The following is a 26,890-nucleotide window of genomic DNA, read 5'->3' on the forward strand; positions in this document are numbered from 1 at the left end:
TTCACACCAATGACCTACTGCCCAAACTACTTGCTCCAAAAACAACCGGATTTCTGTTCGTGTGGTGCGTAATTCCTCACTCAATCAATCTCCTTTTAAGATCGAAAATCACCAATCTAAAATGACTGCTGTGCCCTTGCCTCGCCCCTCACCTCAACCTGCTGACCGCCCTACGGGTCGCAATTCCACCGACGCGACGCCAGTATTTGCCCTCAAAGAACTGGTAGCGCGCTTGCACCGATACCAGCACAACGTTCAAGATATGTTGGGCTCGCTCGGATTTGCCCTGCGTAGTTTTAACAATCTCAACCAATTTTTGGAGTTGGTGCCTTTGGTGGCAACTCGCGTTACCGACGCCGACGGGGGAGCTTTAGTGCTGTTCAAACCCAACGGTCAAGTCAGGTTCCAGCAGTTGCACTGTCAGGAAGGACGGCAGTGCCAAGATATGCGGAAAGCGCTGGAAATAGCCACCAGGCAAGCTACAGCAGGTGCGGGCGCGGCTGGTGAATCTTTTTCTCAAACCTCTGGGCAAACTTCTAGTCTTGACTTGCAAGTCGGCCGTTATTTGGGCCCGGATGTTCATTTGTTTGGGGCGCCAATTTTAGTCAAGAATTTGGAACGCGGACGGCTGTTTGTTTTTAGCAGTGACCCACAATATGTTTGGACTCCGGGCCGACAGAAATTAGTTCGGTTGGTGGCGGATCAAACCGCCGTGGCAATCTGCAAAGACGAACTGACGGTGAAGTTGGCCGAAAAAGAACGCCTGGACAGAGAGTTAGAAATTGGGGCGGAAATTCAATTGCGGCTGCAACCCCGCAGTTGTCCCACAATTCCCGGTCTTGATGTGGCCGCGCGCTGCCAAACTGCTAGCAGAGTCGGCGGTGATTATTATGATTTTATTCCCGCTGACTATGACCCGATCGGCAAGGAGAATGAGGGGGAACACCCCCCATCCCTGATTAAAAATCTCAAGTCCAAAATCGACAAGGGTCGCTGGAGCATCGTCATTGGCGATGTGATGGGCAAAGGGGTACCGGCTGGCCTGTTGATGACGATGACGCGGGGTATGCTGCGGGCGGAGGTTTTGAACCGCCATTCGCCTGCGAGAATTTTGCAACATTTAAACCGGGTAATGCACGCGGATTTGGAGAATTCTCACCGTTTTGTGACTCTGTTTTATTCGGAGTACGATCCGAAAACTCGCATTCTGTCTTACAGTAATGCTGCTCACCACCCGCCTTTGCTGTGGCAAGCTGCAACTAATTCGATTGTTCGGCTCGATACTTTGGAGGGAATGTTGATTGGCCTGGATGCTGATTCGCACTACCAAGAAGCCCACGTGCAATTGCAGCCTGGTGATACTATTATTTATTACACAGACGGATTTACTGATGCTGCTAATCAAAGGGGCGATCGCTTTGATGAGGATAACTTGACCGCGGCTTTTCAGTGGGCTTGTCAAAATTATCAGCAGTCTGAGGAAATTCTGGATTATTTGTTCGATCGCGTTCACCAGTTTATCGGCATCGGCAACCGCAATGAAGATGACATGACACTGGTTGTACTTAGGGTAACACCGACCACAGGAGAAAATCACCATGATAGTTAATTTAATGCCGGAAATTATTACTGGATTTACCAGCTCGATTCATTGGCATGACGCCGTTCATTTGTTAGTTGTGAAATCTCATTTGAGTTCGCCTGTGATATTGGGTCAAAGCTACGAGATTTTTACTAATTTCCAGAAAGCTTGGAACAATTTTGTTTCGACTGGTCAGATAGGAGCTTTTTTTATAGGTATTTTCATTGGCTGGTTCATTAAAGGGATTATTCCTTAGAGTTATTCTCTAAGAGGTCGTCAGGAAGGGATTTCAAAGGTTCGCCGTCAGGACTTCAGTCCTTTCTGATGCAGCAGCATAATTTTAATAATTTTGTAGTCTAGAATTCAGTTTTTTAGTGTCAATACAGGTATACAAAGTTTGTAGTAATTACCTTAGTCCTTTCTTGCCGAATTTGGGACGAAGGACTTGCCTTATTTACTGCGAACCGGAGGACTCAAATCCTGAGTGCGAACCGAAGGACTAAAGTCCTTACTACGAAACAGTTTTTAGAGAGTTCTGCAAGAGAGATATAATTTAGTTTTACATTCAGCAATGACCACACAACCGAAAACTTGGAGTCAAAGATTTGAGTCGGCGCTGCACCCAGCGATCGCCCGATTCAATGCTAGTATTGGCTTCGATATAGAACTGATTGAGTATGACTTGACCGGTTCTATCGCTCATGCTAAGATGCTCGCCAAAACTGGGATTATTTCCGCATCAGAAGGCGAACAGCTAGTCAATGGTTTGGAACAAATCCGCCGCGAATACCGCCAAGGTCTTTTTGTGCCGGGAGTTGATGCAGAAGACGTTCACTTTGCTGTAGAAAAGCGCCTGACGGATATCGTCGGGGATGCGGGCAAAAAGCTGCACACGGCCCGATCGCGCAATGACCAAGCCGGCACCGATACTCGTTTGTATTTGCGCGATCGCATCGCAGAAATTCGCGAGCAATTGCGGGAATTTCAAGGGGTTTTGCTCGAAATTGCAGAACTCAACGTCGAAACTTTAATCCCCGGTTACACGCACTTACAGCGCGCTCAGCCAATCAGTTTGGCTCATTACTTGTTAGCTTATTTTGAAATGTCCGATCGCGATTGGGAACGCCTTGGCGATGTCTTGAAGCGGGTGAATATTTCGCCTTTGGGTTGCGGCGCGCTGGCGGGGACGACTTTCCCGATCGACCGACACTATAGCGCAGAACTCTTGGAGTTTGACCAGGTTTATGCTAATAGTTTAGATGGAGTGAGCGATCGAGATTTTGCGATCGAATTTCTCGCAGCCGCCAGCTTAATTATGGTACACCTGAGCCGCTTGTCAGAAGAAATGATTTTGTGGTCTTCTCACGAATTTGGATTTATTACGCTCAAAGATAGCTGCGCTACGGGCTCTAGCATCATGCCCCAGAAAAAAAATCCCGACGTGCCGGAGTTGGTGCGGGGCAAGGCGGGGCGGGTTTTCGGTCATTTGCAAGCCTTGCTTGTAGTAGTGAAGGGATTGCCTTTGGCCTACAACAAAGATTTGCAAGAAGATAAAGAAGCTTTGTTTGATACCGTCAAAACTGTACAAGGTTGCTTGGAAGCAATGACGATTTTGCTGCGGGAAGGAATCGCGTTTAACACCAATCGCCTTGCCAGTGCCGTTACAGAAGACTTTTCTAACGCTACAGACGTAGCAGATTATTTGGCTGCTAAGGGCGTTCCCTTCCGGGAATCTTACAACCTTGTGGGCAAAGTTGTGAAAACTTGTCTGTCGGGGGGCAAACTCCTCAAAGATTTGACACTTGAGGAGTGGAAAGACTTGCACCCAGCTTTTGATACAGACATTTATAGCGCGATCGCACCGACTCAAGTGGTCGCTGCTCGCAATAGTTACGGTGGCACCGGATTTGAACAAGTGAGAAAATCACTGATTGCTGCGCGCGATCGGATCGCCTAAACTATCCTCGTTGAATTCTTAGGCAAATTCAGAATGGCTATCTCTCCTTAGAACGATCGTGTTTTGCACTCTCGGTTCTAAGTTGGGCAGATAGCCTGACTATATTACTCTTCAGCAGCAGCCATATCTTTGTCCCGTCCGCCGCCGCTCATGGCGCCCATCCCGCCGCCGTTGCCGCCGTCAAATCGCCTTCTCTTGTTGGAGAACATATCTTGATTTCTCCGCTTGCGAAACTTGCGAGCGTATGCTTGATTTCGTTGTGCCTTCTCTTTCTTGAGATTGCGGCGCTTAGCCATTCTGACCTCACTAATAAACATTGACATTCCCCAAGCTTTCGGCGAGGGGATTCTTCAGGTTAAAACTCTCAGCACTTGCTTGTGACTGAGATTCTGGCTTGGGTGAAGTCACTTGTTTCCGACAGGATTGCTCCAGCGGCTTTAGAGGTGTCTTCTCCCCAAGCGTGAATTCCGGTATACCCTACCGTACTCGATCGATTCTCTTTAATGTAGTTAGGTTTTGTTCAAATTTAGCTTTCCTAAACCGCAACACCGATCGGTGTGACTGCGAACTCAACTAATTGAGTGCGAGTTTTTACGTTGTCTAGTTATACTCAATTTTAGACCGATGACGATTATATCACACCCGGCACTATTACCGATCGACAAGAACAGTCCCTCGACTGAGAGTCTCTTGAGTCGCTCTTCATCAGCGCGCGATCGGGACGCAACATTTTTTACTTGCGAAAATATTCTAAAAACTCTTGACCGAGAAGCGGGGCCGGGGCCCCTAGCTTCAGATATGGGGCCCCGGCCTGTAGCGGCGACCGCCGCCTAGAAACGAGTGCGCGGCCCCGGCCACCGTGATAAAATAGTAGAAGCGATTAAGAATCACCATCTACACGTTGAATCAATCTAGTACGGAGAAATCCCGGCAACCGAGATATCTGGCGCGAGATCCAGAATACTTAAAGGGCAAATAAAGGCAGATTGAGGAGTGTACCTAACTGGCAAAAGTGATGGACTCAAGCAAGCAAAACATACTAAAAGTAAGCCCAATCGCAACATCTTCGGATAGTTGATCTTGAGGGTCTAGAGGGACACTTGAATGTCCCGCTGTCGCCTTTTCTAGGTGGGCAGGAATCCCCGTTGCTTCAGCGCTGGGGAGGTTCAAAAATATCACAAATGACACTCAATCCTGGTGACCTAGCCCCTGTTTTCAGCCTGCCCGACGCTGCCGGCCAACTTGTGGGCCTCGCAGATTTTCGAGGCCGACGAGTTGTACTTTATTTTTATCCTCGGGATAACACCCCCGGCTGTACCAAAGAAGCTTGTGCCTTTCGCGAGTAGCAAAGAAATGGAGTAAATCGGAGTTTCCAGTTTACCCCAGGGATAAAAACCCTGCTACACCAGAATAAGATCCTTGAGATCTACGCTACCTGAGGTCAAAACCCCAATAGAATTCGCTAGTTCTAAGCGGTTTGGCAAATAGAACATTGCCTAGTTTTTGAAGGTGAAACACTATTGCCAGTGACAAGTCTCAGGAGCATTTTCAAAGCAAACATCACCCGAAAGGCGAAGCAGAAATGCAACCAACCAAACAACAGAACTGGGTATTTCAAATCAACGGAGATAAGCAACCGTTAGATATGATTAACCCCGGCAGATGCCGAGAATTACAAAATCGTGGGAAGCTTGCCAGTTTTCGCAGATTCCCTTATGTCGTAATCCAGCAACAAACTATCGAAAATCCCCAAACAAAGGAATACATCCTCAAGATTGACCCAGGTAGTCAGTGGACAGGGTTTGCCATTCAATGTGGTAATGATATCTTGTTTCGAGCAGAACTAAATCACCGAGGAGAAGCAATCAAATTCGATTTAGTTAAACGGGCAGGGTTTAGACGTGGAAGACGTTCGCGCAATTTACGCTATCGCAAGAAACGATTGAATCGTGCCAAGCCAGAGGGTTGGTTAGCTCCATCAATTCGACACAGAGTGCTAACAGTTGAAACTTGGATTAAACGCTTTATGCGGTATTGTCCAATTGCCTGGATCGAAATTGAACAAATTCGGTTTGATACCCAAAAGTTAGCTAATCCAGAAATAGATGGAGTTGAATACCAACAAGGTGAATTACAAGGATACGAAGTGCGTGAATACTTGTTGCAAAAGTGGGGTAGAAAATGCGCTTACTGTGGCACAGAAAACGTACCGCTAGAAGTTGAGCATATTCAATCTAAGTCGAAAGGGGGGAGTAGCCGCATTGGAAATCTAACTCTAGCTTGTCATGTCTGTAATGTCAAAAAAGGTAACTTGGACGTTCGCGATTTCTTGGCAAAATCACCTGACATTTTGAATCAAGTTTTAGAGAATTCCACAAAACCGTTAAAAGATGCGGCTGCGGTCAATTCAACCAGATACGCAATAGTGAAAATGGCTAAATCTATTTGCGAGAACGTGAAATGCTCCTCAGGTGCAAGAACGAAAATGAACCGAGTGCGTCAAGGTCTTGAAAAAACTCACAGCCTTGATGCTGCTTGTGTTGGCGAGTCTGGGGCAAGCATTCGAGTTCTCACCGATCGACCTCTATTGATTACCTGTAAAGGTCATGGCAGCCGCCAATCCATTCGAGTTAATGCTTCTGGATTTCCGGCAGTGAAAAACGCTAAAACTGTTTTTACTCACATTGCAGCAGGTGATGTAGTCAGGTTTACTATCGGCAAAGACCGGAAAAAAGCTCAAGCTGGAACTTATACGGCAAGAGTTAAAACACCTACTCCAAAAGGGTTTGAGGTTTTGATCGATGGCGCAAGAATAAGTCTCTCAACCATGAGCAATGTAGTTTTGGTACATAGGAGTGACGGCTATGGCTATGAGCTTTAATTTGCTCGCATTGACTCGGAATTACTCCAATAAAGCGATTTCTAGCGATCGGACTACGAGTCGCGAAATATTGCAGTGATCGGTGTCAGTACAGACGGGGCAAAATCTCACACCAAGTTTGCAGCTAAATATCAACTGCCTTTTCCCTTGCTGTGCGACTCAAACGCCGAAGTGGCAACCGCCTACGGTTGTTACGGACTCAAAAAATTTATGGGCAAAGAATTTATGGGCATTACTCGATCGACCTTCGCGATCGACCCTAATGGTAGGATTGAAAATGTTTGGCGCAAAGTCAAACCAGAATCTCACGCAGCGGAGATTTTAGGACAGTTGCCGGACATTTTGCCTGAAAGAAGAATATAATAATTCTGACCCCAAATCTGCGAGATAGCAGGTCTAAAATTACTTTCCCCTAAACAAGCTTTTGAGTGTATGCGTAGATTGTGGCAATTTGTACAGACTGTGCTGGGTCTGATTTTTCGACATCCCGTCACTGGTACCGCCGTGATTCCTGTGTTACCTGACGGGCGAATAGTGTTAATTCGACGCCGCGACAACGGTCGCTGGGCACTTCCGGGAGGTATGGTGGATTGGGGAGAGGATATTCCGACAACAGTGCGCCGAGAATTGGCGGAGGAAACAGGACTCGATTTAGTCAAAATTCGTCGCTTGGTGGGCGTTTATTCGGCTGCCGATCGAGATCCTCGCTTGCACTCGATTTGTATCGTGGTGGAAGCAGAGGTGCAGGGCAAGATGCAAGTTCAGGATTCGCTTGAAATCAGCGAGGTGGAGGCTTTTTTGCCGACTGCGCTGCCGGAAGACCAGCTTAGCCATGATAATGGCGAACACTTGCAGAACTATTTTCAAGGCCTGACAACTTTAGCGTAAATTCTCAGGGCATCTACATTTGAGCAACGTTGGGAATTACCTCACCTTAACAAGCTACCTTTTATTAGTAGGGAATTAATTTTTAATGTTTCCATGCTTTAATTTATGATATCTGAACATTAATTTAATAATCTTTTTATTGCTGAATATTAAACCGGATGTACTCACCGTTACGCAATTCTCGGGTCAAACTCTCTTTAGGACACATTTTCTGGCGCGAAGTCGGCAGAGGCCCAAATTTAGTATTTTTGCATGGTTCTTGGGGCGACGGCAGTCAGTGGCTGCGGACGATCGAGCTTTTGAGCCCGGACTTCCAATGCTTCGCACCAGATTTGCTGGGCTTTGGCGACTCGGAACACCCAAATGTTAATTATTCGATCGATCTGGAAGTAGAATGTCTCGCCCAATACCTCGATGCTTTGAACCTGCAAGAGGTTTATTTAATTGGTGACTCTTTGGGCGGCTGGGTGGCTGCTAGCTACGCCATCAAATATCCCGATCGAGTTCAGGGTTTAGTGTTGTTAGCCCCAGAAGGCGTCAAGGCTGGCAACCAGGGGGGGCGGTGGCAGACGGCTAGCTGGCTGATAGCTCAACCTCCGTTGGCATACTGGTTGTTGCGATCGATCTATCCAATTGCTAAGTTGCTGGGGGGTCAAAAGCAGATTGACAGACTGCTAAACTTGAGACAGCAGTTGATGCAGTCCCCAGTTGCCGTGCAGTTGCTGTTCGGGCGGCGGCGGTCTGAAATTATAGCAGAGTTAGTTGATGAGAATTTGGCCTTGCTGAAAGCGCCTGTTTTGGTTTTGCAAGGTTCTGAAGATACCCCCGCAGCTTTGTCTCTGTGTCAATCCTATGCCGCTCTGGCTCCTAATGCCGAACTGGAATCTGTCAGTCCGGGAGACATCAATTTGCCGCAGGAAGTCCCGGATATTGTTGCTCGCTATATTCGCCAGTTTGCCAAATGAATTGGTCATTGGTACACCTTTTAAAAAGGTATGTTGTTGCGCTTGAGCGCTCTTTATATGCAAGAGCGCTTAAGCGCAACAACGTGCCTAATATGCAAGAGCGCTTAAGCGCAACAACGTGCCTAATATGCAAGAGCGCTTAAGCGCAACAACGTGCCTAATAAACATTAACCTGCATAATAGAGCCAGTTGCTGCGTTTAACACTGTGTTGATTGAGGCAGATTTTTTCTGTTCTTATTATTCCCATTCCGATTGATTGCAAAGAATTGGTCGCCGTCAACATTTAACAAACTAATATGAATTAAAAAAAATACAACTGTATGCCCCTGTTCCCAACCTGTACGGAATCAATCATTACCAATTCTTCAACATCAAATCTCAATCAATTGGTCAATCCCCCAATCCCTCAATCTAAAATCTAAAATCTAAAATCTAAAATCCCACGGTTCCCCAAAAAATAGCCTCTGGTGCGTCAATTACCGAGGAAGCCGTATCGGGAAATAGTGCGGTGAGGTATTTCAATAACAAAATGCGATCGCCCCCCGTGACTGCAATTTTGCTATTCGGAAACAACCTCCGCCAATCTTCAATAAAATCCCTAACTCCTGCCACCGCCGCATATACAACCCCGCTTTGAATTGCCCCAGCAGTATCTGTAGCCCAGCGACGCGGCAGATTTTCTGGTAAGCCTACTGAGGGCAATGCAGCGGTTTTTTTCCCTAACGAGGACAACTGCAAACCCAAACCCGGTAAGATGGCACCCCCGACTAAATACCTATTGACATTAGCCCCAGTAAATGTTAGAGCTGTACCAGCATCTATCAGTAAAATTGGCCAACCCAATTGGTTGCCAGCACCCAATAAAGCTAAAGCTCTGTCAATCCCCAGGCTAGGATAGAGTCCCCCGATCGGTAACTGGTCTAAAGTAATAATTCGGACTTCAGGATAACTCTGCCAAATTGCTGTTTGCTGGGGAACTACTGAGGCCAAAACTAAAGGTGGCGGCACTACAGAAAGTGTGTGAGGACTAGACACAGCGGGAGTAGCAGGAAGACAAAGCAGATTTTGAGCTGATATTTGCTCGATCGACCTCATCACCGTTTCCACCAAATATTCCGCTTTTTCTGCCTCACAGAGCCGGGAAACAGCATCAGCTTTGAGATGCTCAGTATCCCATGTTCTCTCCAAAGTTCTGCCCTTAAATAATCCCCAGTGCAACCGCGAATTGCCGATCGCCAAAGCTATTTTAACCAGGCTTTTACCTGTCAATCCAGCGATCGGGTTGTCAGTGCCAGATCCCGGACAAAAATTGTCGGCAATTGAGTTTTTCATGTTCATCGATCGATCGCGCGCAAACATTATCACTAAAGATAGATTTTAGATTAATTTTATTCGCTTAGGGGGACGGTTAACTCTAATTGACATCTGACGAAAAAGATGGCGCGTGCCTCATTAGTATTGTCGGCTCCTTGACCATAATTATTATTTATAAATATTTGTAAAGCAAATAATTGCTATGCTCGGGATATATCATTTATAATGTTTTAATATCGTCCTAAATTCGTGGTAGCGACGATCTGCTGTTGGCGGGGTAAGCAAATGTGTAAACAACCAGAGTCTATCAAAATACTGTACAAGTGCTGAGTAAATATGTCTTTAAAAATACAACAACAAGAAACCCCCTGGCAGAGACTGACTGCGCGGTTGCCTGAATCAGGTAACTGGAATCAAGAAGAAGGTCTTTCGCTGCCGGAAGTAGACCAACAAAAAGCCATCATCGTGCAGATGCAGCAGCAAGTTCAGCTATCAAACTTGCTCAACGAAATTAATAACGAAATTCGCAGCACCCTTGATATAGAACAGATTTTAACATCGGCGTGCCGATTGCTGGGGCAAGCGCTACAGTGCAGCCGCGCGAGTATTTTAGTCAAAGAATCCAATACAGAAAAAACGTTAGTCACGCGGGGAGAGTACAACGCGGGAGACTATCCCATACAACTGGGGATGAAAGTACCGATTACTGACAACCCGCACTTGGCCGCAGTCGTGTCTGGACAAGAGTCGCTAGCATTGACGAAGTTTCTGGATTTTCCGGGGTTAAATGCACAAACCCGAAAAATTGCCGAGACTTTGGAAATTAAGTCAATGCTGGCAGTCGCTACTCGCTATCAAGGTGAAGTGAATGGCATAATTGGCTTGCATCAGTGCGATCGCGAACGGGAATGGACTGATTGGGAACGGCAACTGTTAGAAGGGGTAGCATCGCAATTGGCGATCGCGATCAATCAAGCCAAACTCTACAGCAAAACCCGCCGTCAAGCCGAACGAGAATCTCTGCTGCGACTGATTGGCAACCAAATTCGCAGTACCCTGGATCTGGGAACTATCCTGCAAACAGCGGTGAGAGAAGTCCGCCAATGGTTGCAGTGCGATCGGGTAATTATCTACCAGTTTGAAGATAACTGGCAAGGAAAAGTTGTCGTTGAAGATATGACAGTTCCTTGGCCTTCTATTCTAGGAGATATGGGGGAAGATAAGTGTTTTAGGGGAAATTACGCCGATCTTTACCAGCAAGGGCGAGTCAAAGCAATTAATGATATTTTTAATGCCGGTTTAGAGCCTTGTCACGTTGATTTCTTAGACAGCTTGCAGGTAAAAGCTAATCTGATCGTACCCATTGTTACATCCGGTAGCGAAGAAAATTTACTCGCTACAGCCGGAAGTCCTGTAAAATTTCCCGGTAAACTGTGGGGTTTGCTGATTGCTCACGAGTGCGGCGATACGCGAAATTGGCAGCGCCAAGAAATGGAGTTGCTGTCGCAGCTAGCCGACCAAATGGCGATCGCGATTCAGCAAGCAGAACTTTACAGCCAAGTCCGAGAAGCTGCGGTCAAATCTCAAGCTCAAACCCAGCAATTGCAAGCCGCAATGCAAGAATTGCGATCGACTCAACAGCAATTGATTCAAACCGAAAAAATGTCTGGATTGGGGCAAATGGTGGCGGGAATTGCTCACGAAATTAACAACGCCAACAATTTTATCCACGCTAACTTGTTTCACGCTCAAGAATATTTTAAAGTCTTGAACGAATCTATAGAATTGTGCGGAAATGCCTGCCCGGAAGCAGCGGAAGCAATTGTCAGAATCAATGAAGAATTAGAACTCGACTACATTCGAGAGGACTTTGGCAAAATGCTCAATTCGATGCGGGAAGGCAGCGGCAGGATTCGATCGATCGTGATGACGCTGCGAAGTTTTTCTCGCTTGGATCACGCTGAATTTAAAGCGGTGGATTTGCATGAAGGTTTGGAAAGCAGTTTATTGATGCTGCAAAATAAACTAAAATCAAATATAAAAATTGACAAGCAATACGGAAATCTGCCGCCAGTCAAATGTCATGCCGGTCAAATCAACCAAGTATTTTATAATTTGATTGACAATGCCTTAGATGCGATCGCCTGGGCCGACAAACCGGGAGAATTAACGATCCGCAGTTGGCAAAGCGAGCCGGACTGGGTAACAATCTCTGTGCGCGATACAGGAAGTGGCATTCCGGCGCACATTCAAGACAAGATTTTTGACCCGTTTTTTACGACTAAACCTGTAGGAAAAGGTACTGGTTTGGGGCTTTCAGTGTGCTATCAGGTAATTGTACAAGCTCACGGCGGGCGGATTCGGTGCGTCAGTCAGGTTGGTGAAGGCACTGAGTTGATTGTGGAGTTACCACTTACTAATCAGAAGGGATAAGATTTGTCATATTATTTCCTCCGAGAACTCCCACAATAAAATTCGATCGTTGGCCCCAACGTAACAACACTTCGGAGAGTTTCAGGGCCGCCCTATGAGCGGCTAGAAACCCGGTTTCTACGAGTTTTTTGTTGGGAACGAGAAATATACGAAGAAACCGGGTTTCTGAGGTCGCGGGTGCGTGTATTTTTTTTTAGCTCGATCGGCAAAATCATAATTTTGTCAAGACCCGATCGGTAGATTTGTGCAAAAACTGGCGTGAAGCGAATCTATCGGGTAGGGAATCGCCCAACTCAAACATTAATAACTTTGAAGTTACTTAACAGCATCATAAGAAATTTTATGAAGATTTACAAAAGAAACGTGTCAGAATGGAAACAATAAGGTAATGGATAACAGACAAGGAGGCAGAGTATGGTAGCCCTGACTGAACGAGTCCAACGCAGATTGACGGTGGAAAAGGTCGAAATTGCCTCTGATACAACGGCAATTCGATGCCTGGACTGGGATAGAGACCGTTTTGACATCGAATTCGGGCTCAAAAACGGTACAACTTACAACTCTTTCATCATTCGCGGCGAAAAAACAGCCCTCGTAGATACCTCGCACGAGAAGTTTCGCCAGCAATATATGGACACTCTGAAGGGGGAAATTGACCCGAAAGAGATTGATTATCTAATTATCAGCCACACTGAACCAGACCACAGCGGTTTGGTGAAAGATGTGCTGGCTTTGGCACCCCAGGCGATTGTCGTGGGGGCGAAGGTAGCAATTCAATTTTTAGAAAACCTGATACACCAGCCATTTGAGCGACTTGTAGTCAAAAATGGGGACAAACTAGATTTAGGAAACGGCCACGTTATCGAATTTGTGTCGGCGCCGAATTTGCACTGGCCTGATACTATTTTCAGCTACGACAGCAAAACTCAGGTGATGTTCACCTGCGATGCTTTCGGGATGCACTACTGTTCTGACAGTACCTATGATGACGATTTAGCGGCGGTTGAGGAGGATTATCACTTTTATTATGAGTGTTTGATGGCTCCAAATGCTCGATCGGTACTGAGTGCAATGAAGCGGATGGCCGAGTTGGGAGAAATCGGTACGGTGGCAACCGGTCACGGGCCGCTGCTCAGGTACAATGTGGTGGAACTTACCGGACGTTACAAAAAGTGGAGCCAAGAACAAGCTAAGGCAGAAACCACTGTAGCGGTATTTTACACTTCTGATTACGGATTTAGCGATCGCCTCGCCCAAGCCATTGCCCACGGGATTACCAAAACCGGTGTCGCCGTAGAAATGATGGACTTGAAAACCGCCGAATTGCAGGAAGTGCGGGAACTTGTCGGTAGCGCTGCGGGGATTGTGATTTGTTCGCCACCGAGTAATGGCGCTGCTGCGGAGAATGCCGAAGCTGCTATTAACACAATTTTAGTTGCAGCTAACAACAAACAATCCTTCGGTTTGTGCGAATCCGGCGGTGGCGATGACGCATCGATTTATCCGCTGCGAAACAAGTTCAAAGAGTTGGGTTTGAAAGAAGCATTTCCCAACATTTTGATTAAAGAAGCGCCGACGGAAGCGATTTATCAAGTTTGCGACGAAGCCGGTACCGACTTGGGACAGTGGCTGTCGCGGGACAAGGCTGTCAAACAGATGAAATCCCTGGATAGCGATGTTGATAAAGCTTTGGGACGCATCAGCGGCGGATTGTACATTATTACTGCTCAAAAAGGCGAGGTTAGCAGTGCGATGTTGGCTTCTTGGGTGACGCAAGCCAGCTTTAAACCGCTGGGTTTAACTATAGCAGTTGCGAAGGATCGGGCGATCGAATCGATGATGCACGCGGGTGATAAGTTTGTACTCAACGTGCTGGAAGAAGGCAATTATCAAAGCTTGATGAAGCACTTTTTGAAGCGTTTTGCCCCAGGTGCCGATCGATTTGCCGGAGTTAAAACTCAACCTGCTACCAACGGTTCTCCGATTTTGACCGATGCTTTGGCCTACATGGAATGCGAAGTGGTCAGCAGGATGGAACTTTCGGATCATCATATCGTATATGCTACGGTCGATAGCGGCCGCGTCTCCAATCCCGAAGCACTGCCGGCAGTTCACCACCGCAAAGTCGGCAATCACTATTAGTCAGTTGACAGTTGACAGTTGACAGTTGACAGTTGACGGTTGTCAGTTGTCAGTTGACTGTTGAGTGTTGTCAAAAGCAAGAGAGAAATTAAACCCTCGAGTTTTTTGTCTTTCTTGTCTGAGTCAACACACTCCAAAGGTATTAGTAAGGTGCGTCAGCCGAAGTTTTATTCGAGTTAATCATCAACTATCTGCTGACGCACCCTACATTTAAACACAGGACGATGCTACTGTATTTCTTCCTTTCTCCCTCTGCGTCCTCTGCGTCCTCTGCGGTTAATAAAAAAAATCTCATTCACAAAATCAACAGTTTCCCCCTTGCAAACTTAATATAGATAGGTGCAATTAATGACTAATACTTTGACTCCTAGACTCGCATCTAATACCAAACCCCGCGACGTGCAGTTTGTCCCAATTGCCACAGATACCGCAGCAGTGCGATCGCGCACTTGGGACAGACTAAAATTTGAAGTAGAATATTCCCTGCAAAGGGGGACAACAGCCAACAGCTATCTCATTCAAGCTGACAAAACTGCTTTGTTCGACCCGCCGGGAGAATCTTTCACCCAAAATTATCTGGAATCTTTGCAGAAACGGGTGGACTTGAAAATGCTGGATTACATAATTTTGGGGCATTTCAATGCTAACAGATCCGTCACGATCAAAGCTTTGTTAGAATTGGCTCCACAAGTAGCTTTTGTTTGTACGAATCCGGCGGCTATTGGTTTGCGATCGGCTTTTCCCGAACAAGAGTTAAACATTATGATCGTTCGGGGTGAAGAAACTCTTGATTTAGGTAAAGGTCACAAATTAAAATTCCTGGCGACTCCGACTCCGCGCTGGCCTGATGAACTTTGCACCTACGATCCGCAAACTCGAATCGTGTTCACTGACAAATTTTTTGGTTCTCACGTTTGCGGCGATCAAGTATTTGATGAAGGCTGGAGCGTTTACAGCGAAGATCGGCGCTATTATTACGATTCCCTGCACGCATCTCAGGCGAAACAAGTGCTGACAGCAATGGATAAATTAGCTGATTTGCCAACAGCATTTTACGCTCCCGGTCACGGCCCGATCGTCCGTTACGGCCTCCACGAATTGAGCAATTTGTATCGGGAATGGAGCCAACAACAAAATTCAAAAGACTTGACAGTTGCTTTGATTTATGCTTCGGCTTACGGCAATACTGCTACTTTGGCGCAGGCGATCGCCAAAGGGATTACGAAGGCCGGTGTTGCTGTAGAAAGCATCAATTGCGAATTTGCCGAACCGGGAGAAATTCAAGAGGCGATCGAGAAATGTGCCGGATTTATCATCGGTACTCCGACGCTAGCCGGACACGCACCGACGCAAATTCAAACGGCTTTGGGAATTGTGTTGTCTACAGCAACTAAAAGCAAATTAGCGGGGGTTTTCGGTTCTTTTGGCTGGAGTGGCGAGGCGATCGACTTAGTGGAAGGAAAATTAAAAGATGCTGGCTATCGGATTGGATTTGAGCCGATTCGAGCCAAGTTTAAGCCGACGGCTGCGACGATTCACGAGTGCAAAGAAGCGGGAACGGATTTTGCTCAAGCCTTGATTAAGTCGCAAAAATTGCGGGCGCCGAAACCGCAGTTGACTGGTGGGAGCGATCGCACGGAACAAGCTGTAGGAAGATTGGTAGGTTCGCTGTGCGTACTGTCGGCGCGGCGCGGGGATGTCACGAGTGCGATGTTGGCTTCGTGGGTGTCGCAAGCCACGTTTAGCCCTCCGGGTTTGACGATTGCGGTGGCTAAAGATCGATCGATCGAAGCTTTGATGTACGCCGGAGATAAATTTGTGCTCAACATCTTAGCAGAAGGGCGACAGTTGCGGAAGTATTTCATGAAAAACTTTGCTCCGGGAGAAGACAGATTTGCCGGAGTTGAAACAACAGAAGCTAGCAACGGCTGTCCGGTTTTGACTGAAGCTTTAGCTTATCTCGAATGCGAAGTGATCGGTCGGATGGAATGCGGGGATCACTGGGTGGTTTATGCGGCGGTTGAAAGCGGTCATTTGTTGAAAAATGACGGGGTGACAGCCGTGCACTACCGGAAATCGGGGAGTCATTATTAAGCTGCATAGGTACGTTGTTGCGCTTCAGCGCGCTCTTTCCTAAGATCCGGAAAGAGCGCTGAAGCGCAACAACATACCTTAGCCAGCCTTTTGGTAGTTTTATATATGCTATCCTGACAATTAAACCGCACCTTACAGCTTTTTACTTCTTCCTTCTACTAAGCCATTTTATTTAGTTCTGCTGCGGTTTGGTTGAGCAGTTCCGTACAAACTTTAACTTGAGCAATGCTAGTAGCAGTTTCTGTTGCTCCTAAATTAACATGGTTCATTGCTGCGAGCACTTGTTCAATTGCGATCGCCTGTTGGTTAGCATTTAGAGCAATTTGTTGATTGTTCAAAAATACCTTGTCTATCGCCTCTGCTACACCAGCAAAAATTTCTGTTGTCCCCCTAGCTTGTGTAATTCCTTGTGCTGCGGTTTTTGAACCTTCATCCGTTACCATCACCGTGTAGCCGATCGCAACTTGAATTTCTTTAGCTAGAACATTAATTTTATCGGCTGATTGTTTACTTTCATCAGCTAGTCGCCGAATTTCTGTCGCGACAACAGCAAAACCCTTGCCGTTTTCCCCAGCACGGACTGCTTCCACAGCAGCATTAAGAGCTAACATATTTGTTTGGTTAGCGAGATCGGCTACCAGGTCAGAAATCCCACTAATTTTAACAGTATTTTCGTTCAAGTATGTAATCTGTTTGGCGATCGCGTCTACTTTTTCTTGCAGAGTTACTATTCCCTTCATCGTCTTTTCTACAGATTGATTTCCAGACTCAGCTAGGGTTAGTGCTTGATGCGACGAGACTGCCGATGCTTCTGCTTGCTTGGCCGACAAAGACGATGCAACACTTAACTCGTTCATCGTCGCAGTAGTTTGATTCACAGCATTAGCTTGCTGAGATATCGTGTATTCTTGTCGCTCGACTGCGGCAGTAATTTCCATGGAAGAAGAAGCAATCTTCTTGACAGATTGCACTATGGGGTTAACAATATCGCGGCTGACGATCGCAGTCAAGATTACTGCGGACAACAAAGCAAAACTCAGAGTACAGACTAGCAAAACTGTCAAACCCTGAATATTGGCTTCAATTTCCTGATGTTTTGTTTCGCCAACTTTTCGCTGGAGTTGGATTAGTTCTGAAAAAGCCTCAACTGTTTCGGCACCAAAAGGAGTTGTCGTAGCTGCGCGATACTCTGCTGCTTCCTTAAGTTTACCTGCTTGCTGCAACTCAAACCACTTAGGTCTGGCCGCAATATACCTGTGATAAGCATCTTGCAGCTTATGGAAAGCAACTTGCTCTTCTGCGGTGAGTTCGCCTTTGGCATATTCTCGCAGGTTATCGTCAATTATTTTGTATAATTGTGGCTCTTCGGTCAAAATGTCCGATCGCTTGGATGGTAAAACTAGAAACTGTGGGAAGCCGTAACGCAGCTTCCACAAAGCTGACTCTGAGTTGGCTAGAGCCACCGTCCCCTTAACTTGATATGCGTACATTTTCTCCGCATCTTGTGCTAATTCAACAGTATTCCGCCAACCCACAAATCCGACTACTGCGAGTAAAGCCGTCAAAGCTCCAAAGCTAGCCAACAATTTAGCCCGAATTCCTAAGTTCATTATTTTTGCTAATTTGCAATAGAGTATTTCCTAGCAGCGCTATTAATAGCAGTTATGGACGCACCAACATTCAATAGACTTGCATGGCATTCATTAGCTCGCTTTTCTTTGAACGATCTGCGTTCATCTGCGTCGATCTGCCTTACATCTGCGGTTGACTGATATGTTAACCGCAGATACAATTCCAGTCTAGTCAACTACTGTTTCAATTGTGGCGATCGCAATCCAGGATATTTTTGGGTCAATTATGGACGCAAGAACGCCACAGATTGGCTCTTCCCACATTGGGCGCCCTCGGTTTTTACTTGTTTTTATAGAGCTATTAAGCTATAAATTATACTTTTATACCGCGTGTTAAGTAATGAAAAACTTTTTTAAAGGCATAATTTATTACTGTAAGGATGGATTATTCTCAGTAATTATACTGTGTGAGCCTATTCCTAAGCGGGTGCGGAATGTGCGATCTCAAGCATGGCAATTTGCCATACCACAAAGTGCTTGTATAGCAGATTAGTGCATCCAGAATTCTTCGTCAAAAACGTTTTTGTGTACATTCCAGCAAAGTTCGATCGCCCGTTGCGACCTTAGCTAGCTAGAATATCCAATTTGTATTCAAACCAATAACTTGCTCATCCTTACTTTTCCTCAGCAGTCTTGGACGGCCAGAGATAGATAGCGCCAGAAATTAAAGTTAAACCCACAGAAACCCAAAACGCAATTAATGCCGGAACGTTCCAGTCTTCGGAGAGGGGAGCGATTAAAAGTGCGATCGCCACAATCTGACTCACCGTCTTCAACTTGCCCCAAATATTAGCTCCCGAAATCGTAGTTTTATTAACACGCCACCCCGCAATTGTCAACTCCCGCCCCAAAATTAAAAACACTGCCCAAGCCGGGACTTTACCCAACTCAATCAATACTAAAAGCGGTGCGAGTACCAACAATTTATCCACCAAAGGGTCGAGAAACTTACCCAAATCGGTAATTTGGTTCAGCTTTCTAGCCAAATACCCGTCCAGCCAATCAGTAGCCGCCGCTACCACAAAAATCGCGGTACAAATCCAACGGCTTTGCGCGCTTGGGTCGTACAAACCGTAGAGCAGAAACGGCACTCCCAATAAGCGAGAAAAAGTAATCAAATTAGGCAAATTCATAAGACAGTTAATAGTTGACAGTTGACAGTTGACAGTTGACAGTTGACAGTTGACAGTTGACAGTTGACAGTTGACAGTTGTAGGGGCAGTGCCCCCGTGCCTGCCCTCTTAGTTGATAGTTGACAGTTGATATCAAATCCGATTGCATTGTCATATATTTATCTCTATCTTTTCTCTCTGCGCCCTCTGCGCTCTCTGTGGTTAAATCATTCCGACCGATACAACCGGAAACGATATGACAGTGGATCTGGGAGAGTTGTAGGGGCAGTGCCCCCGTGCCTGCCCTCTTATGACAGTTGACAGTTGATATATAGCAATCCTCGCATCATTTGCATAATTTTTGTAGGTTCTTGAATAACCCGGTTGCCTCCATAGATAAGGGGTAGGCACGGGGGCGCTACCCCTACAACTCTTCATGAATCGTTTAGGATTGCTATAGTTGACAGTTGACCGAAATAAGAAAGATAAAGGAATAGAAAAAAATTAAGGGCAAGCTTGTAAAAAGCTTGCCCTTAATTTAGCATTTTTTGGTAGCTGTTTAACTTTGAGCAAAACAGCTTTTAACTTAATATTCATCTAATCGAAGCTCACAAAAAACAACCCAAAACAACCGATCGACTAAATCAATTAACACGCACCGTGTTTATTCAATACAACCCAAATAGTTTTGCAAATCAGGCTGATGTCGTAGACAACAGACCACTTGCGCTGATAGTCTAGATCCATGTGCACAATATCGTCAAAGTCTTTAACTCCAGAGCGTCCGTTGACTTGCCACTCCCCAGTCAGACCGGGTTTGACATTTAAACGCTGCCAGTGAAAGTCCTCGTAGCCTGCGACCTCATCGGGAGTTGGCGGTCGAGTTCCCACCAAACTCATGTCCCCGACTAGCACGTTCCAGAATTGAGGCAACTCGTCCAAGCTCGTGCACCGCAAAAAGCGACCGATGGGGGTAATTCGCGGGTCATTATCATTCTTGAAAATGTGACCCTTGGCTTGGTTGGTAACTAGGTGTTTGAGATTTTCTGCACCTACAACCATCGATCGAAATTTCCAGATTCTGAAATGCCGTCCTTTGAAGCCACAGCGAACCTGACTGTACAGCAGCGGGCCCCGACTGTCCAAAAGCATCACTAGCGCTACCGGCACGGCTAACGCCACAGCAATTGCCAGTCCTAACAACGAGCCCAAAATATCGATCGACCGCTTGACCTTACTTGTTACGGATCGGTGAAGTGGCTGTTTTGATACACAAACTCTGTAAGTAGGTTTCGGAATAAATAACGAAAGCATTTCTGATAACACTGATAATTTAGAAGCACCCATCACAAATTTCATCTGATTAGTCTCAAGATTTAACAAGATGATCTCACGTCTATCTTATGAGACTCTCCCGATCGCGAGAAGAGGAACTCCAGGGCTTTGCACAATCTTTAAAAAGCTGCTACTCTTTTATAAAGTTTGTGTGTATTTATTTTAAAAATGTATAAATTTTAGGTAAAATTAACTAGATTCAACAAAAAAAGTGAGTTTTTGAGCGCCACAAACCCGGTTTTTATAAGCAATATTCGGGAAGAAAGGGATAATTCGCCTCAGAAAACCGGTTTTTTGCAGTTTACCAGAAAGAATCGGTTGAAAGCCCGCCCGCCTTCGAGAGAGAAATTAAAATCAGACTATTCATTACTCCAATCCTCGGACTTAAGGGTAGAGTTCGCTCTCCTTCGGTCAACTGTCAACTGTCAACTGTTGAACGATCGATATCCGTGGGAATATCCCAAGCAATTGTTAGTGGCTCCAACAATTTTTGCTGGCTGCTAGAGGCAAGTTTGCCTAAATATTCGCGAACAACAGAGGCGTGTTCCACATTCAAACGATAACCCCGCGAAACATCTTCAAAGAAAAGCGGCTCCGCCAAAATTGCTTGCCAATCCGGATTTTGCCTCGACTCCTCGGCTAGCAGCATGAAATCTTCCTCCTCTGGCAAAAGCCCCGCCGGCAATCTTCCTTCCAAAATCCCCAGAATTCGGGGCTCGCAGGTGCGGGTGTTCACGCCCTGGCGTTCGAGCAACTGCAAAATTTCCTCAAAGCTCAGAGTTTTCTTACCCAAAACCTGCATTAATTCCCACAGCAGAAAAAAGTCGCTGTACTGTTGCTGTCGCACATCCAAAATTTGAGGATAGAGAGCTAAACTTGCCAACCCGCAGGCAACTTGACCGCTTTTTTTTGAAGAGTTTGTGCTTTGAAATACGGAATTTGAGGCGAAATTGTAAATTTCCGAAATATCTCGATCGCTCTCCAATTCGCGATCTTGAACCACGATCGCATTCGGCAGCTTTTGCCGCAACCAGCGGGCGATCGCAGGCCAACCACCCATGCCCCCAGTACAAATCGCCTGATTGATTCGGGCAGGCGACATTCCCGCACGGCTGAGCAAAGCATTCAATTCACGATTCAACTGCTGTACAAAAGGCACTAAAACTAAACTTTCCAAATCTCGACGCTTCACATCCCAATGCTGCTGGTCAATATCAAAAACACAACTTTCTTGATGTTGCAAAATAACTTTCAAATGCCTTGCAGCCTCTAACAATTGCAGACCAAAATCTGAACCTTGCAACCGCTGCTGCAATTGATAGCGACTCGGCAAATCTGGATGCCCTGGACGCGGCAAATCGATCGACATTCCCCAAGTTTCATTCTTAGCCAACAACTGACAAATAATATCTTGATCGAAAGCATTGCCAGCCGCATCAAAACTTTGGCAAGTAAAATCAGCACGAGTTAAATTTTGAAGATTTTCCTGCAACTCAACTACAGCTAATTCCACCGTGGCAGCCCCCGCATTCACAATCAAAGTTCCCCCGCTAAAAGAGGAAGCATTGACAGTTAGCGGTGCAGCTTCTGCAAGGGAGCTTTCAATAGTATCCATTGCCGCAGATTGCACTCCTGTGGCATTTTTTATAGGAGTTACAGCAGCAACCAAAGTGGCGATCGCATCGGGAACCACAAAAATTTGCGCGCCCGAAGCCACCAGATCCGCGCCCAAAACAGCCTCCCGCAGGTTAAACCCATAGGCCTGAGACCAGCTTGCTGGAGTCCCCAAAATCACGCCCTGCAAGTCTTGCAGCGCCGCATCCAGAATTTCTGGCGTCAGTCCCGAAGCTTTACAGATTAAATGGGAAATTGGCAATAGAGCAGAATTCGCCTCCGGGCTGGCAGAATCCAAAACTTCCGGCGATGTGCGAAATTTTTTCCCCTGGTGCTTTCGATTCAAAGTAGCCAGCAGCGCCCGCACAGCGTGCAGCGGTAGGGCGATCGACACAGCCAGATCGGATGACCACTGCAACAGCGGTTCGTACATCCCACCAGTTGCCCGCTGATAAGGAATGCCCACCTTTAAAGGCAATTTAAAATTTTGCAATAAAAATTCTCCCGCACGCAAATCCAACTGCGGGGATCCCACTGACTTGACTGTCACCTGCGGGCCGCTGGTGGCGGTTGGGGCTGTTTCCTCGATCGCCGCGACTGAGGGAATCCGAAAGCTCGCGCTGGCTGCGGAAACCTCAGCCTGGGCTGTTTCCCAGTAAATTGGGTGCAACTGGCCGCTGGCGCGATCGAGCAAAGCCGCCGACAGCCCGCTGGAACCAAAATCAAGGCCCAAATACCAGAGAGAATTCGGGCGTTTTTGGGATTGAGAGGATGAAGGGGCGATCGCACCTGGAACAGAATGTAGCGCTGACTCTTGCTGCTGCCCAACAGCAAACTCTCTAGATTCGGTTATCTCCTCAACAACCCCGGCTTTACTCTGTCTGGAAATTAGGTTTTTTTTTTGACTTTTTGGAGGATTTGACGGCAGTTCCTCGGTTTCCGGAGTTTGGGCCACTTCTGGATCGGTATCCTTCAAACTCGCCAAAATCTCGTCTAGCGTCAAATTCGATTCATCTTCACCAGCAAACAAATCATCCTCAAGTTCATCCTCCAAAACAAAGGGTTCATCTTCAGATGAAAGTTCCAACTCATCGGAGAACAAATCCTCCAGCGATCCGAGTTCTTCCTCCGCCGCTTCCGCAAAGGGATTGTCTGCACCGTCGTCAGGGGAACTCCCCAATAAATCCAAGTTGTTAGAAGCACTTGAAGTCGATCGCCTTGGAGCATTATTATCCGAACCCTCGAGATTGTAGAGGTCTGCCTCCAACAGTTCCATCGTACTCACATCCAACTTGAGAGCTCGATCCAGGTCATCTTCTAATGCCTCAACCGGCAGCAAATCCTCCTCCGGCGAAGCTTGGATGTAAACATCGTTGAGCCCTTGGGACGAGCTTCCAAAATCTCCAGTTTGAACATCACGGGCACTGGGTACACGGGTGTTCCTGGGTTGGTTCGAGCTAATTCGATCGCCCGCGCTCGCAGTCGGGGGCCCCTGCTCAGGACGCGGCCCCGGCACAGCAGCAGTGTCGAAATGCTCGCCTAGGTTTTGAGCCATTTCTAGATTTTCTCGATCGTCCAACTCAAGTTGAGGCTCGATCGAACTTAAGGCTGACGGTGCTGAAACTTCAGCTACTGTTGTAACTTGCGGTTCAAATAAATCTTCAGTATCTAAAGTTAGAGCCTCTACAGAATTACCGATTGCAAATTCTGAATCTTCATCTGCTAGAACATCTTCCAGCGATTCGCCTTCATCCAGTAGATTTGCAAACAAATCTTCCGCAGAATTTAGGGGTTCTGTAGTTTCACGCTCTGCCACTGATGGAGATAGTACCGCTTCTGTCGCGGCAGCACTTTCCGTATTTTCGATCGTGAAATCTTCCAGTTCTAATTCTAGTTCTGCGACTGTTTCTCCCGCGAACAAACTAGCGTACAAATCCTCAACATTTTCGTCATTTTCTGCTAAGAAATTTTCCGAATCAGCACCCGAAAAGCGAGTTGGCTGTGGAGGGATTTCCGGTGAAGAACCGAACAAATTATCTTCCAAATCCGGGAGCGAGAGAGGAGTTTCAATGCGATCGCGATCGCGCCTCAACTTTCCGAATTGCGAAGAAATTTCTGTCCCGGCGTAGGGCAATCTGTCTTGTTCTGGGAGTTCGCCACTGCGCTCTTCACTTTCGGCATCGGCTGATGAGTGGATCTTGGTATTTGAGAAGCCGCCAGTAGCAACAGAGCGATCGGATGCGGTTGGGGAACCTGTTTGGACATTTGCCAGGGCGATCGGCTGCTGCACGTAGGAAGAGGCTTCTCGTCCCAACTGTGCGACCAAGTGATTAACAAAAGTCGCGAACATTGCCTCGCTCTGCTGGCTCAAACCATGCATATTTTCAAGTCCTTGGGACAAGGAAGCTTGATAGCTTTGCAGATTTGCTTCCAAAGCCTCGAACACGATACCCATCGTAGAATCGAGCCTCATCAGCAGACTGTCAGCACTAGCTTGGAACCGTTGCATTTGCTCCAATCTCTGAGCCGGTGTTAGCAGCGGGAGTTCTTCTGAGGTTTGTGCGCTTAAAGCCGATTGCTGCGATTGTGCAGCAGTGCTTGGTAATAATTGATTTTCTAGGCTACCAAAAATTTGGGATAAATCGCGATCCAAGGTTTCTTCCAAGCGCCCCGTCAGTACCTGCAAGAATTCAGAAATGATTTGCTGTTGGTTTGCTTGTTGCTGAGCTAGGGATTGTTGTTGCTGCCGTTTTGCTTCTAGCTGTTTGATTTCTTGAATGAGGGCTTGTTGCTCTTGTCGCAGAGCTACTATTTCTTCTTGGAGCGGCCCCGTCAAACCCGATCGCAGGTTGGTGATTTCCTCAGTGACGGCAAGCATAATTTGCTCTGTTGCTGAGGGGCGATCGATCCTCGGGGGCATTTTGGGTACTGGAACTGGTTCCGGGCGGACAGTTGGGCTGGCGGGCCCCTTGCGGGCAGCTACCTTTGACTCTGAGGAAACCAGATAAGTGCGAACTCGCTCTAAAAGTTGGCGCTGGTGGACAGTATCGATCGAACCCGTCCAAGGCAAGCGGGGTGCGGGCTTGCTGAGTACCTCATCAATCTCAGCAATCAGTGCTTGAATTTTGTACTTCTGAGAATTCAAGGGCGGAACCTCTGGGAATGCGGCTAAGTAGAAACTTTATTGAAAAAAGATTGAAGTCAGGCGGCAGCTATGCCAATAGATAGAATAATCTGAATGTGAGTCCGTCAATAATTGACTAATATTTGCTGACAACTTTGAATTAACCTTTTGCTTTTGCCTTCGGTTGACTTCTATTGCCTTGACATCCACCCCGTCCTCTTATGAGCGGGGATTCCCAATCGTCACCGATCGGGTTTCTGCTTCATAGCACCCGCCCTAACAGACTTGCTCTGTTCGGGTCTTACGGTCGCTCCACAGACTGCAACGGCTAGCCCAGCCGCCAAAATATTTTTTGCAGCGTTAATATCGCGATCGTGGTTTATCCCACACTTAGGACATTCCCATTCTCGAACATTCAACGGCAATTTTTCAACAATGTGACCGCAGTTTCCACAGCGTTTAGAACTAGGAAACCAGCGGTCTATTTTTACAAACTCTCGCCCATACCACTCGCACTTGTAACTTAGTTGGCGAATCAACTCACCCCAACTAGCGTCACTAATAGCAAGAGCTAATTTATGGTTTTTCACCATATTCTTGATAGCTAAATCCTCAACTACAATCGTTTGGTTTTCACGAATAATTTGAGTTGTCAGCTTGTGCAAGAAGTCTTTGCGAATATCGACTATTTGTGAGTGGACTCTAGCCACTTCCAACTGTGCCTTGTATCGATTGTTACTTCCTTTTTGCTTTTTGGCTAGGGCTTTTTGCTTTCTTTTTAATTTTTTGCGAAGTTTTTTGAATTGTTTGGGATTAGCAATCTTGTCGCCATTACTGGTGGTAATCAGGCTAGCGATCCCTACATCCAATCCGATAGTTTTATCGGTTTTAGGAAGCGGTTTAATCGTATAGTCATTTACGAGTATGGAGACATACCAACGTCCAGCGGGTGTTAGTTTTACGGTAACAGTAGACGGGATGCACCCTTCGGGAATTTGCTGGCTCCAGCGAATAGGTAACGGATCGTTACACTTTGCGAGAAACAGTTGGCCATTTTTCCAACGGAAAGCTGATCTAGTAAATTCAGCGCTACCGCCGCTGTGCTTTTTCTTGAAATTAGGATATTTAGCTCGTCCTCCAAAGAAGTTGGTAAAAGCTGTTTGAAGGTGTCTAAGTCCTTGTTGAAGGGGTACACAACTAACTTCGTTCAGGAAATCAAGCTCTTCTTCTTGTTTCCAATTTGTTAGCATTGAGGAGGTTTCTTTGTATCCAACCCTCTCTTGACGCTCATACCAGGCTTCCGTGCGAGCGGCTAAAGCCTTGTTGTACACTAACCGAGTGCAACCCATTGTCCGTCGCAAGATATTTTCTTGCTCGGTGGTTGGGTAGAATCGGTAGCGGTAGGCTTTTTCCATCTTCACATAGTATCAGGTCTTTTGTAAGGCAATCGATTTGTTTTGTATATTTTTGTAAATCCGTTTTATAAGGACGGGGTTTCTACCCATTTTTCTGATGATAGGTTAGGCGGTACTTCCGCATCAAATGCCCGCTTCTGTTGACTGCAAGCGCTCTCCAATTCTGCGGCTGCTTTCCTTGTTTCCGGACACAGACAGGCGATACCCGAAGACGGATAGCAGCGATCGCCCGAACTGCCACTGCCTCACCCATAACCGCTCGTAAAAACATGGACAAAGCTACCCAAAAGTAGTCAATGTTATACATCTACGTTAGTAATTTTAGTCCACAGTCCTAAAACTACAGGAATAAACGGCAATCCCTCTATTCCCTTCATGAAGTCGGGAATTACTTTTCTCGCT

16 protein-coding genes and 2 pseudogenes are annotated in these 26,890 nt (G+C 46.5%); 11 read left to right on the forward strand and 7 right to left on the reverse strand.

The genetic code is table 11. From position 1 onward, the window contains the following. Positions 1-121: 121 nt before the first annotated feature. The 3 genes from JGK14_RS21490 (at position 122) to argH (ending at position 3,539) form a co-directional block, all read left to right on the forward strand. A complete protein-coding gene (locus JGK14_RS21490; protein WP_293174960.1) occupies positions 122-1,609 on the forward strand; it encodes a PP2C family protein-serine/threonine phosphatase in 1,488 nt (495 codons plus the stop codon). After that, positions 1,599-1,838 carry a hypothetical protein gene (locus JGK14_RS21495; RefSeq protein WP_293174963.1) on the forward strand — a complete coding sequence of 80 codons (240 nt, stop codon included), beginning with the start codon at positions 1,599-1,601 and terminating at the stop codon, positions 1,836-1,838. The genes JGK14_RS21490 and JGK14_RS21495 overlap by 11 nt, the downstream gene beginning before the upstream one ends. A 315-nt stretch (positions 1,839-2,153) precedes the next feature. After that, positions 2,154-3,539: an argininosuccinate lyase gene (argH, locus tag JGK14_RS21500; protein WP_293174966.1), complete on the forward strand. Its 1,386-nt coding sequence runs from the start codon at positions 2,154-2,156 to the stop codon at positions 3,537-3,539. 104 nt (positions 3,540-3,643) lie between these two features. Here argH and JGK14_RS21505 read toward each other — a convergent pair whose 3' ends face one another. Then, positions 3,644-3,835, reverse strand: coding sequence for a hypothetical protein (locus JGK14_RS21505; protein ID WP_194066729.1), 192 nt, complete (start codon positions 3,833-3,835; stop codon positions 3,644-3,646). 885 nt (positions 3,836-4,720) lie between these two features. Between JGK14_RS21505 and JGK14_RS21510 the strand changes: the two are divergent. The 5 genes and pseudogenes from JGK14_RS21510 to JGK14_RS21530 form a co-directional block, all read left to right on the forward strand. Further along, positions 4,721-4,882, forward strand: a pseudogene (locus JGK14_RS21510) (peroxiredoxin); the annotation flags it as partial. Between the two features lie 239 nt (positions 4,883-5,121). After that, complete coding sequence (iscB, locus tag JGK14_RS21515) at positions 5,122-6,420, forward strand: RNA-guided endonuclease IscB (RefSeq protein WP_325315466.1); 1,299 nt, start codon at positions 5,122-5,124, stop codon at positions 6,418-6,420. Positions 6,421-6,483: 63 nt separating this feature from the next. Then, positions 6,484-6,783 (forward strand): annotated as a pseudogene (locus tag JGK14_RS21520) (peroxiredoxin); the annotation flags it as partial. Between the two features lie 69 nt (positions 6,784-6,852). Further along, positions 6,853-7,308 (forward strand): NUDIX hydrolase, encoded by a 456-nt coding sequence (locus JGK14_RS21525; RefSeq protein ID WP_293185753.1) that lies wholly within the window; start codon positions 6,853-6,855, stop codon positions 7,306-7,308. Positions 7,309-7,466: 158 nt separating this feature from the next. Beyond that, positions 7,467-8,273, forward strand: a complete 807-nt coding sequence (locus JGK14_RS21530) for an alpha/beta fold hydrolase (RefSeq protein WP_293185754.1) — start codon at positions 7,467-7,469, stop codon at positions 8,271-8,273. A gap of 433 nt (positions 8,274-8,706) precedes the next feature. Here JGK14_RS21530 and JGK14_RS21535 read toward each other — a convergent pair whose 3' ends face one another. Continuing rightward, positions 8,707-9,633 (reverse strand): pantothenate kinase, encoded by a 927-nt coding sequence (locus JGK14_RS21535; RefSeq protein WP_293292988.1) that lies wholly within the window; start codon positions 9,631-9,633, stop codon positions 8,707-8,709. Positions 9,634-9,924: 291 nt separating this feature from the next. Between JGK14_RS21535 and JGK14_RS21540 the strand changes: the two genes are divergently transcribed. The 3 genes from JGK14_RS21540 to JGK14_RS21550 all read left to right on the forward strand — a co-directional run bounded on the left by JGK14_RS21540 (position 9,925) and on the right by JGK14_RS21550 (position 16,257). Continuing rightward, positions 9,925-12,021 carry a GAF domain-containing sensor histidine kinase gene (locus JGK14_RS21540; protein WP_325315467.1) on the forward strand — a complete coding sequence of 699 codons (2,097 nt, stop codon included), beginning with the start codon at positions 9,925-9,927 and terminating at the stop codon, positions 12,019-12,021. A gap of 414 nt (positions 12,022-12,435) precedes the next feature. Further along, on the forward strand, positions 12,436-14,163 hold the full coding sequence (locus JGK14_RS21545; RefSeq protein ID WP_293185758.1) for a diflavin flavoprotein: 1,728 nt from the start codon (positions 12,436-12,438) through the stop codon (positions 14,161-14,163). A 348-nt stretch (positions 14,164-14,511) separates the two neighbouring features. Beyond that, the gene (locus JGK14_RS21550) at positions 14,512-16,257 is read left to right on the forward strand and encodes a diflavin flavoprotein (protein ID WP_293199177.1); all 1,746 of its coding nucleotides are present in this window, start codon (positions 14,512-14,514) and stop codon (positions 16,255-16,257) included. 158 nt (positions 16,258-16,415) lie between these two features. On the opposite strand, the gene JGK14_RS21555 is transcribed toward JGK14_RS21550, so the two are convergent. The 5 genes from JGK14_RS21555 to JGK14_RS21575 all read right to left on the reverse strand — a co-directional run bounded on the left by JGK14_RS21555 (position 16,416) and on the right by JGK14_RS21575 (position 26,488). After that, positions 16,416-17,867 (reverse strand): HAMP domain-containing methyl-accepting chemotaxis protein, encoded by a 1,452-nt coding sequence (locus tag JGK14_RS21555; RefSeq protein ID WP_293185761.1) that lies wholly within the window; start codon positions 17,865-17,867, stop codon positions 16,416-16,418. A 635-nt stretch (positions 17,868-18,502) separates the two neighbouring features. After that, positions 18,503-19,021 carry a CDP-diacylglycerol--glycerol-3-phosphate 3-phosphatidyltransferase gene (pgsA, locus tag JGK14_RS21560; protein ID WP_293185762.1) on the reverse strand — a complete coding sequence of 173 codons (519 nt, stop codon included), beginning with the start codon at positions 19,019-19,021 and terminating at the stop codon, positions 18,503-18,505. Positions 19,022-19,648: 627 nt separating this feature from the next. Continuing rightward, entirely contained in the window at positions 19,649-20,359 is a 711-nt protein-coding gene (locus tag JGK14_RS21565) for a sugar transferase (RefSeq protein ID WP_293191465.1), read from the reverse strand. Positions 20,360-20,753: 394 nt separating this feature from the next. Then, entirely contained in the window at positions 20,754-25,094 is a 4,341-nt protein-coding gene (locus JGK14_RS21570; protein WP_293233357.1) for a hypothetical protein, read from the reverse strand. Positions 25,095-25,315: 221 nt separating this feature from the next. Further along, a complete protein-coding gene (locus JGK14_RS21575) occupies positions 25,316-26,488 on the reverse strand; it encodes an RNA-guided endonuclease InsQ/TnpB family protein (protein ID WP_293191469.1) in 1,173 nt (390 codons plus the stop codon). Between the last annotated feature and the right edge of the window lie 402 nt (positions 26,489-26,890).

Source organism: Microcoleus sp. PH2017_28_MFU_U_A, from assembly GCF_020738035.1.
Classification (GTDB): domain Bacteria; phylum Cyanobacteriota; class Cyanobacteriia; order Cyanobacteriales; family Microcoleaceae; genus Microcoleus.

Coding starts and splice junctions, on each gene's coding strand:
- JGK14_RS21490 (WP_293174960.1), top strand. CDS start 122: ATGACTGCTGTGCCCTTGCCTCGCCCCTCACCTCAACCTGCTGACCGC.
- JGK14_RS21495 (WP_293174963.1), top strand. CDS start 1,599: ATGATAGTTAATTTAATGCCGGAAATTATTACTGGATTTACCAGCTCG.
- argH (WP_293174966.1), top strand. CDS start 2,154: ATGACCACACAACCGAAAACTTGGAGTCAAAGATTTGAGTCGGCGCTG.
- JGK14_RS21505 (WP_194066729.1), bottom strand. CDS start 3,835: ATGGCTAAGCGCCGCAATCTCAAGAAAGAGAAGGCACAACGAAATCAA.
- iscB (WP_325315466.1), top strand. CDS start 5,122: ATGCAACCAACCAAACAACAGAACTGGGTATTTCAAATCAACGGAGAT.
- JGK14_RS21525 (WP_293185753.1), top strand. CDS start 6,853: ATGCGTAGATTGTGGCAATTTGTACAGACTGTGCTGGGTCTGATTTTT.
- JGK14_RS21530 (WP_293185754.1), top strand. CDS start 7,467: ATGTACTCACCGTTACGCAATTCTCGGGTCAAACTCTCTTTAGGACAC.
- JGK14_RS21535 (WP_293292988.1), bottom strand. CDS start 9,633: ATGTTTGCGCGCGATCGATCGATGAACATGAAAAACTCAATTGCCGAC.
- JGK14_RS21540 (WP_325315467.1), top strand. CDS start 9,925: ATGTCTTTAAAAATACAACAACAAGAAACCCCCTGGCAGAGACTGACT.
- JGK14_RS21545 (WP_293185758.1), top strand. CDS start 12,436: ATGGTAGCCCTGACTGAACGAGTCCAACGCAGATTGACGGTGGAAAAG.
- JGK14_RS21550 (WP_293199177.1), top strand. CDS start 14,512: ATGACTAATACTTTGACTCCTAGACTCGCATCTAATACCAAACCCCGC.
- JGK14_RS21555 (WP_293185761.1), bottom strand. CDS start 17,867: ATGAACTTAGGAATTCGGGCTAAATTGTTGGCTAGCTTTGGAGCTTTG.
- pgsA (WP_293185762.1), bottom strand. CDS start 19,021: ATGAATTTGCCTAATTTGATTACTTTTTCTCGCTTATTGGGAGTGCCG.
- JGK14_RS21565 (WP_293191465.1), bottom strand. CDS start 20,359: ATGAAATTTGTGATGGGTGCTTCTAAATTATCAGTGTTATCAGAAATG.
- JGK14_RS21575 (WP_293191469.1), bottom strand. CDS start 26,488: ATGGAAAAAGCCTACCGCTACCGATTCTACCCAACCACCGAGCAAGAA.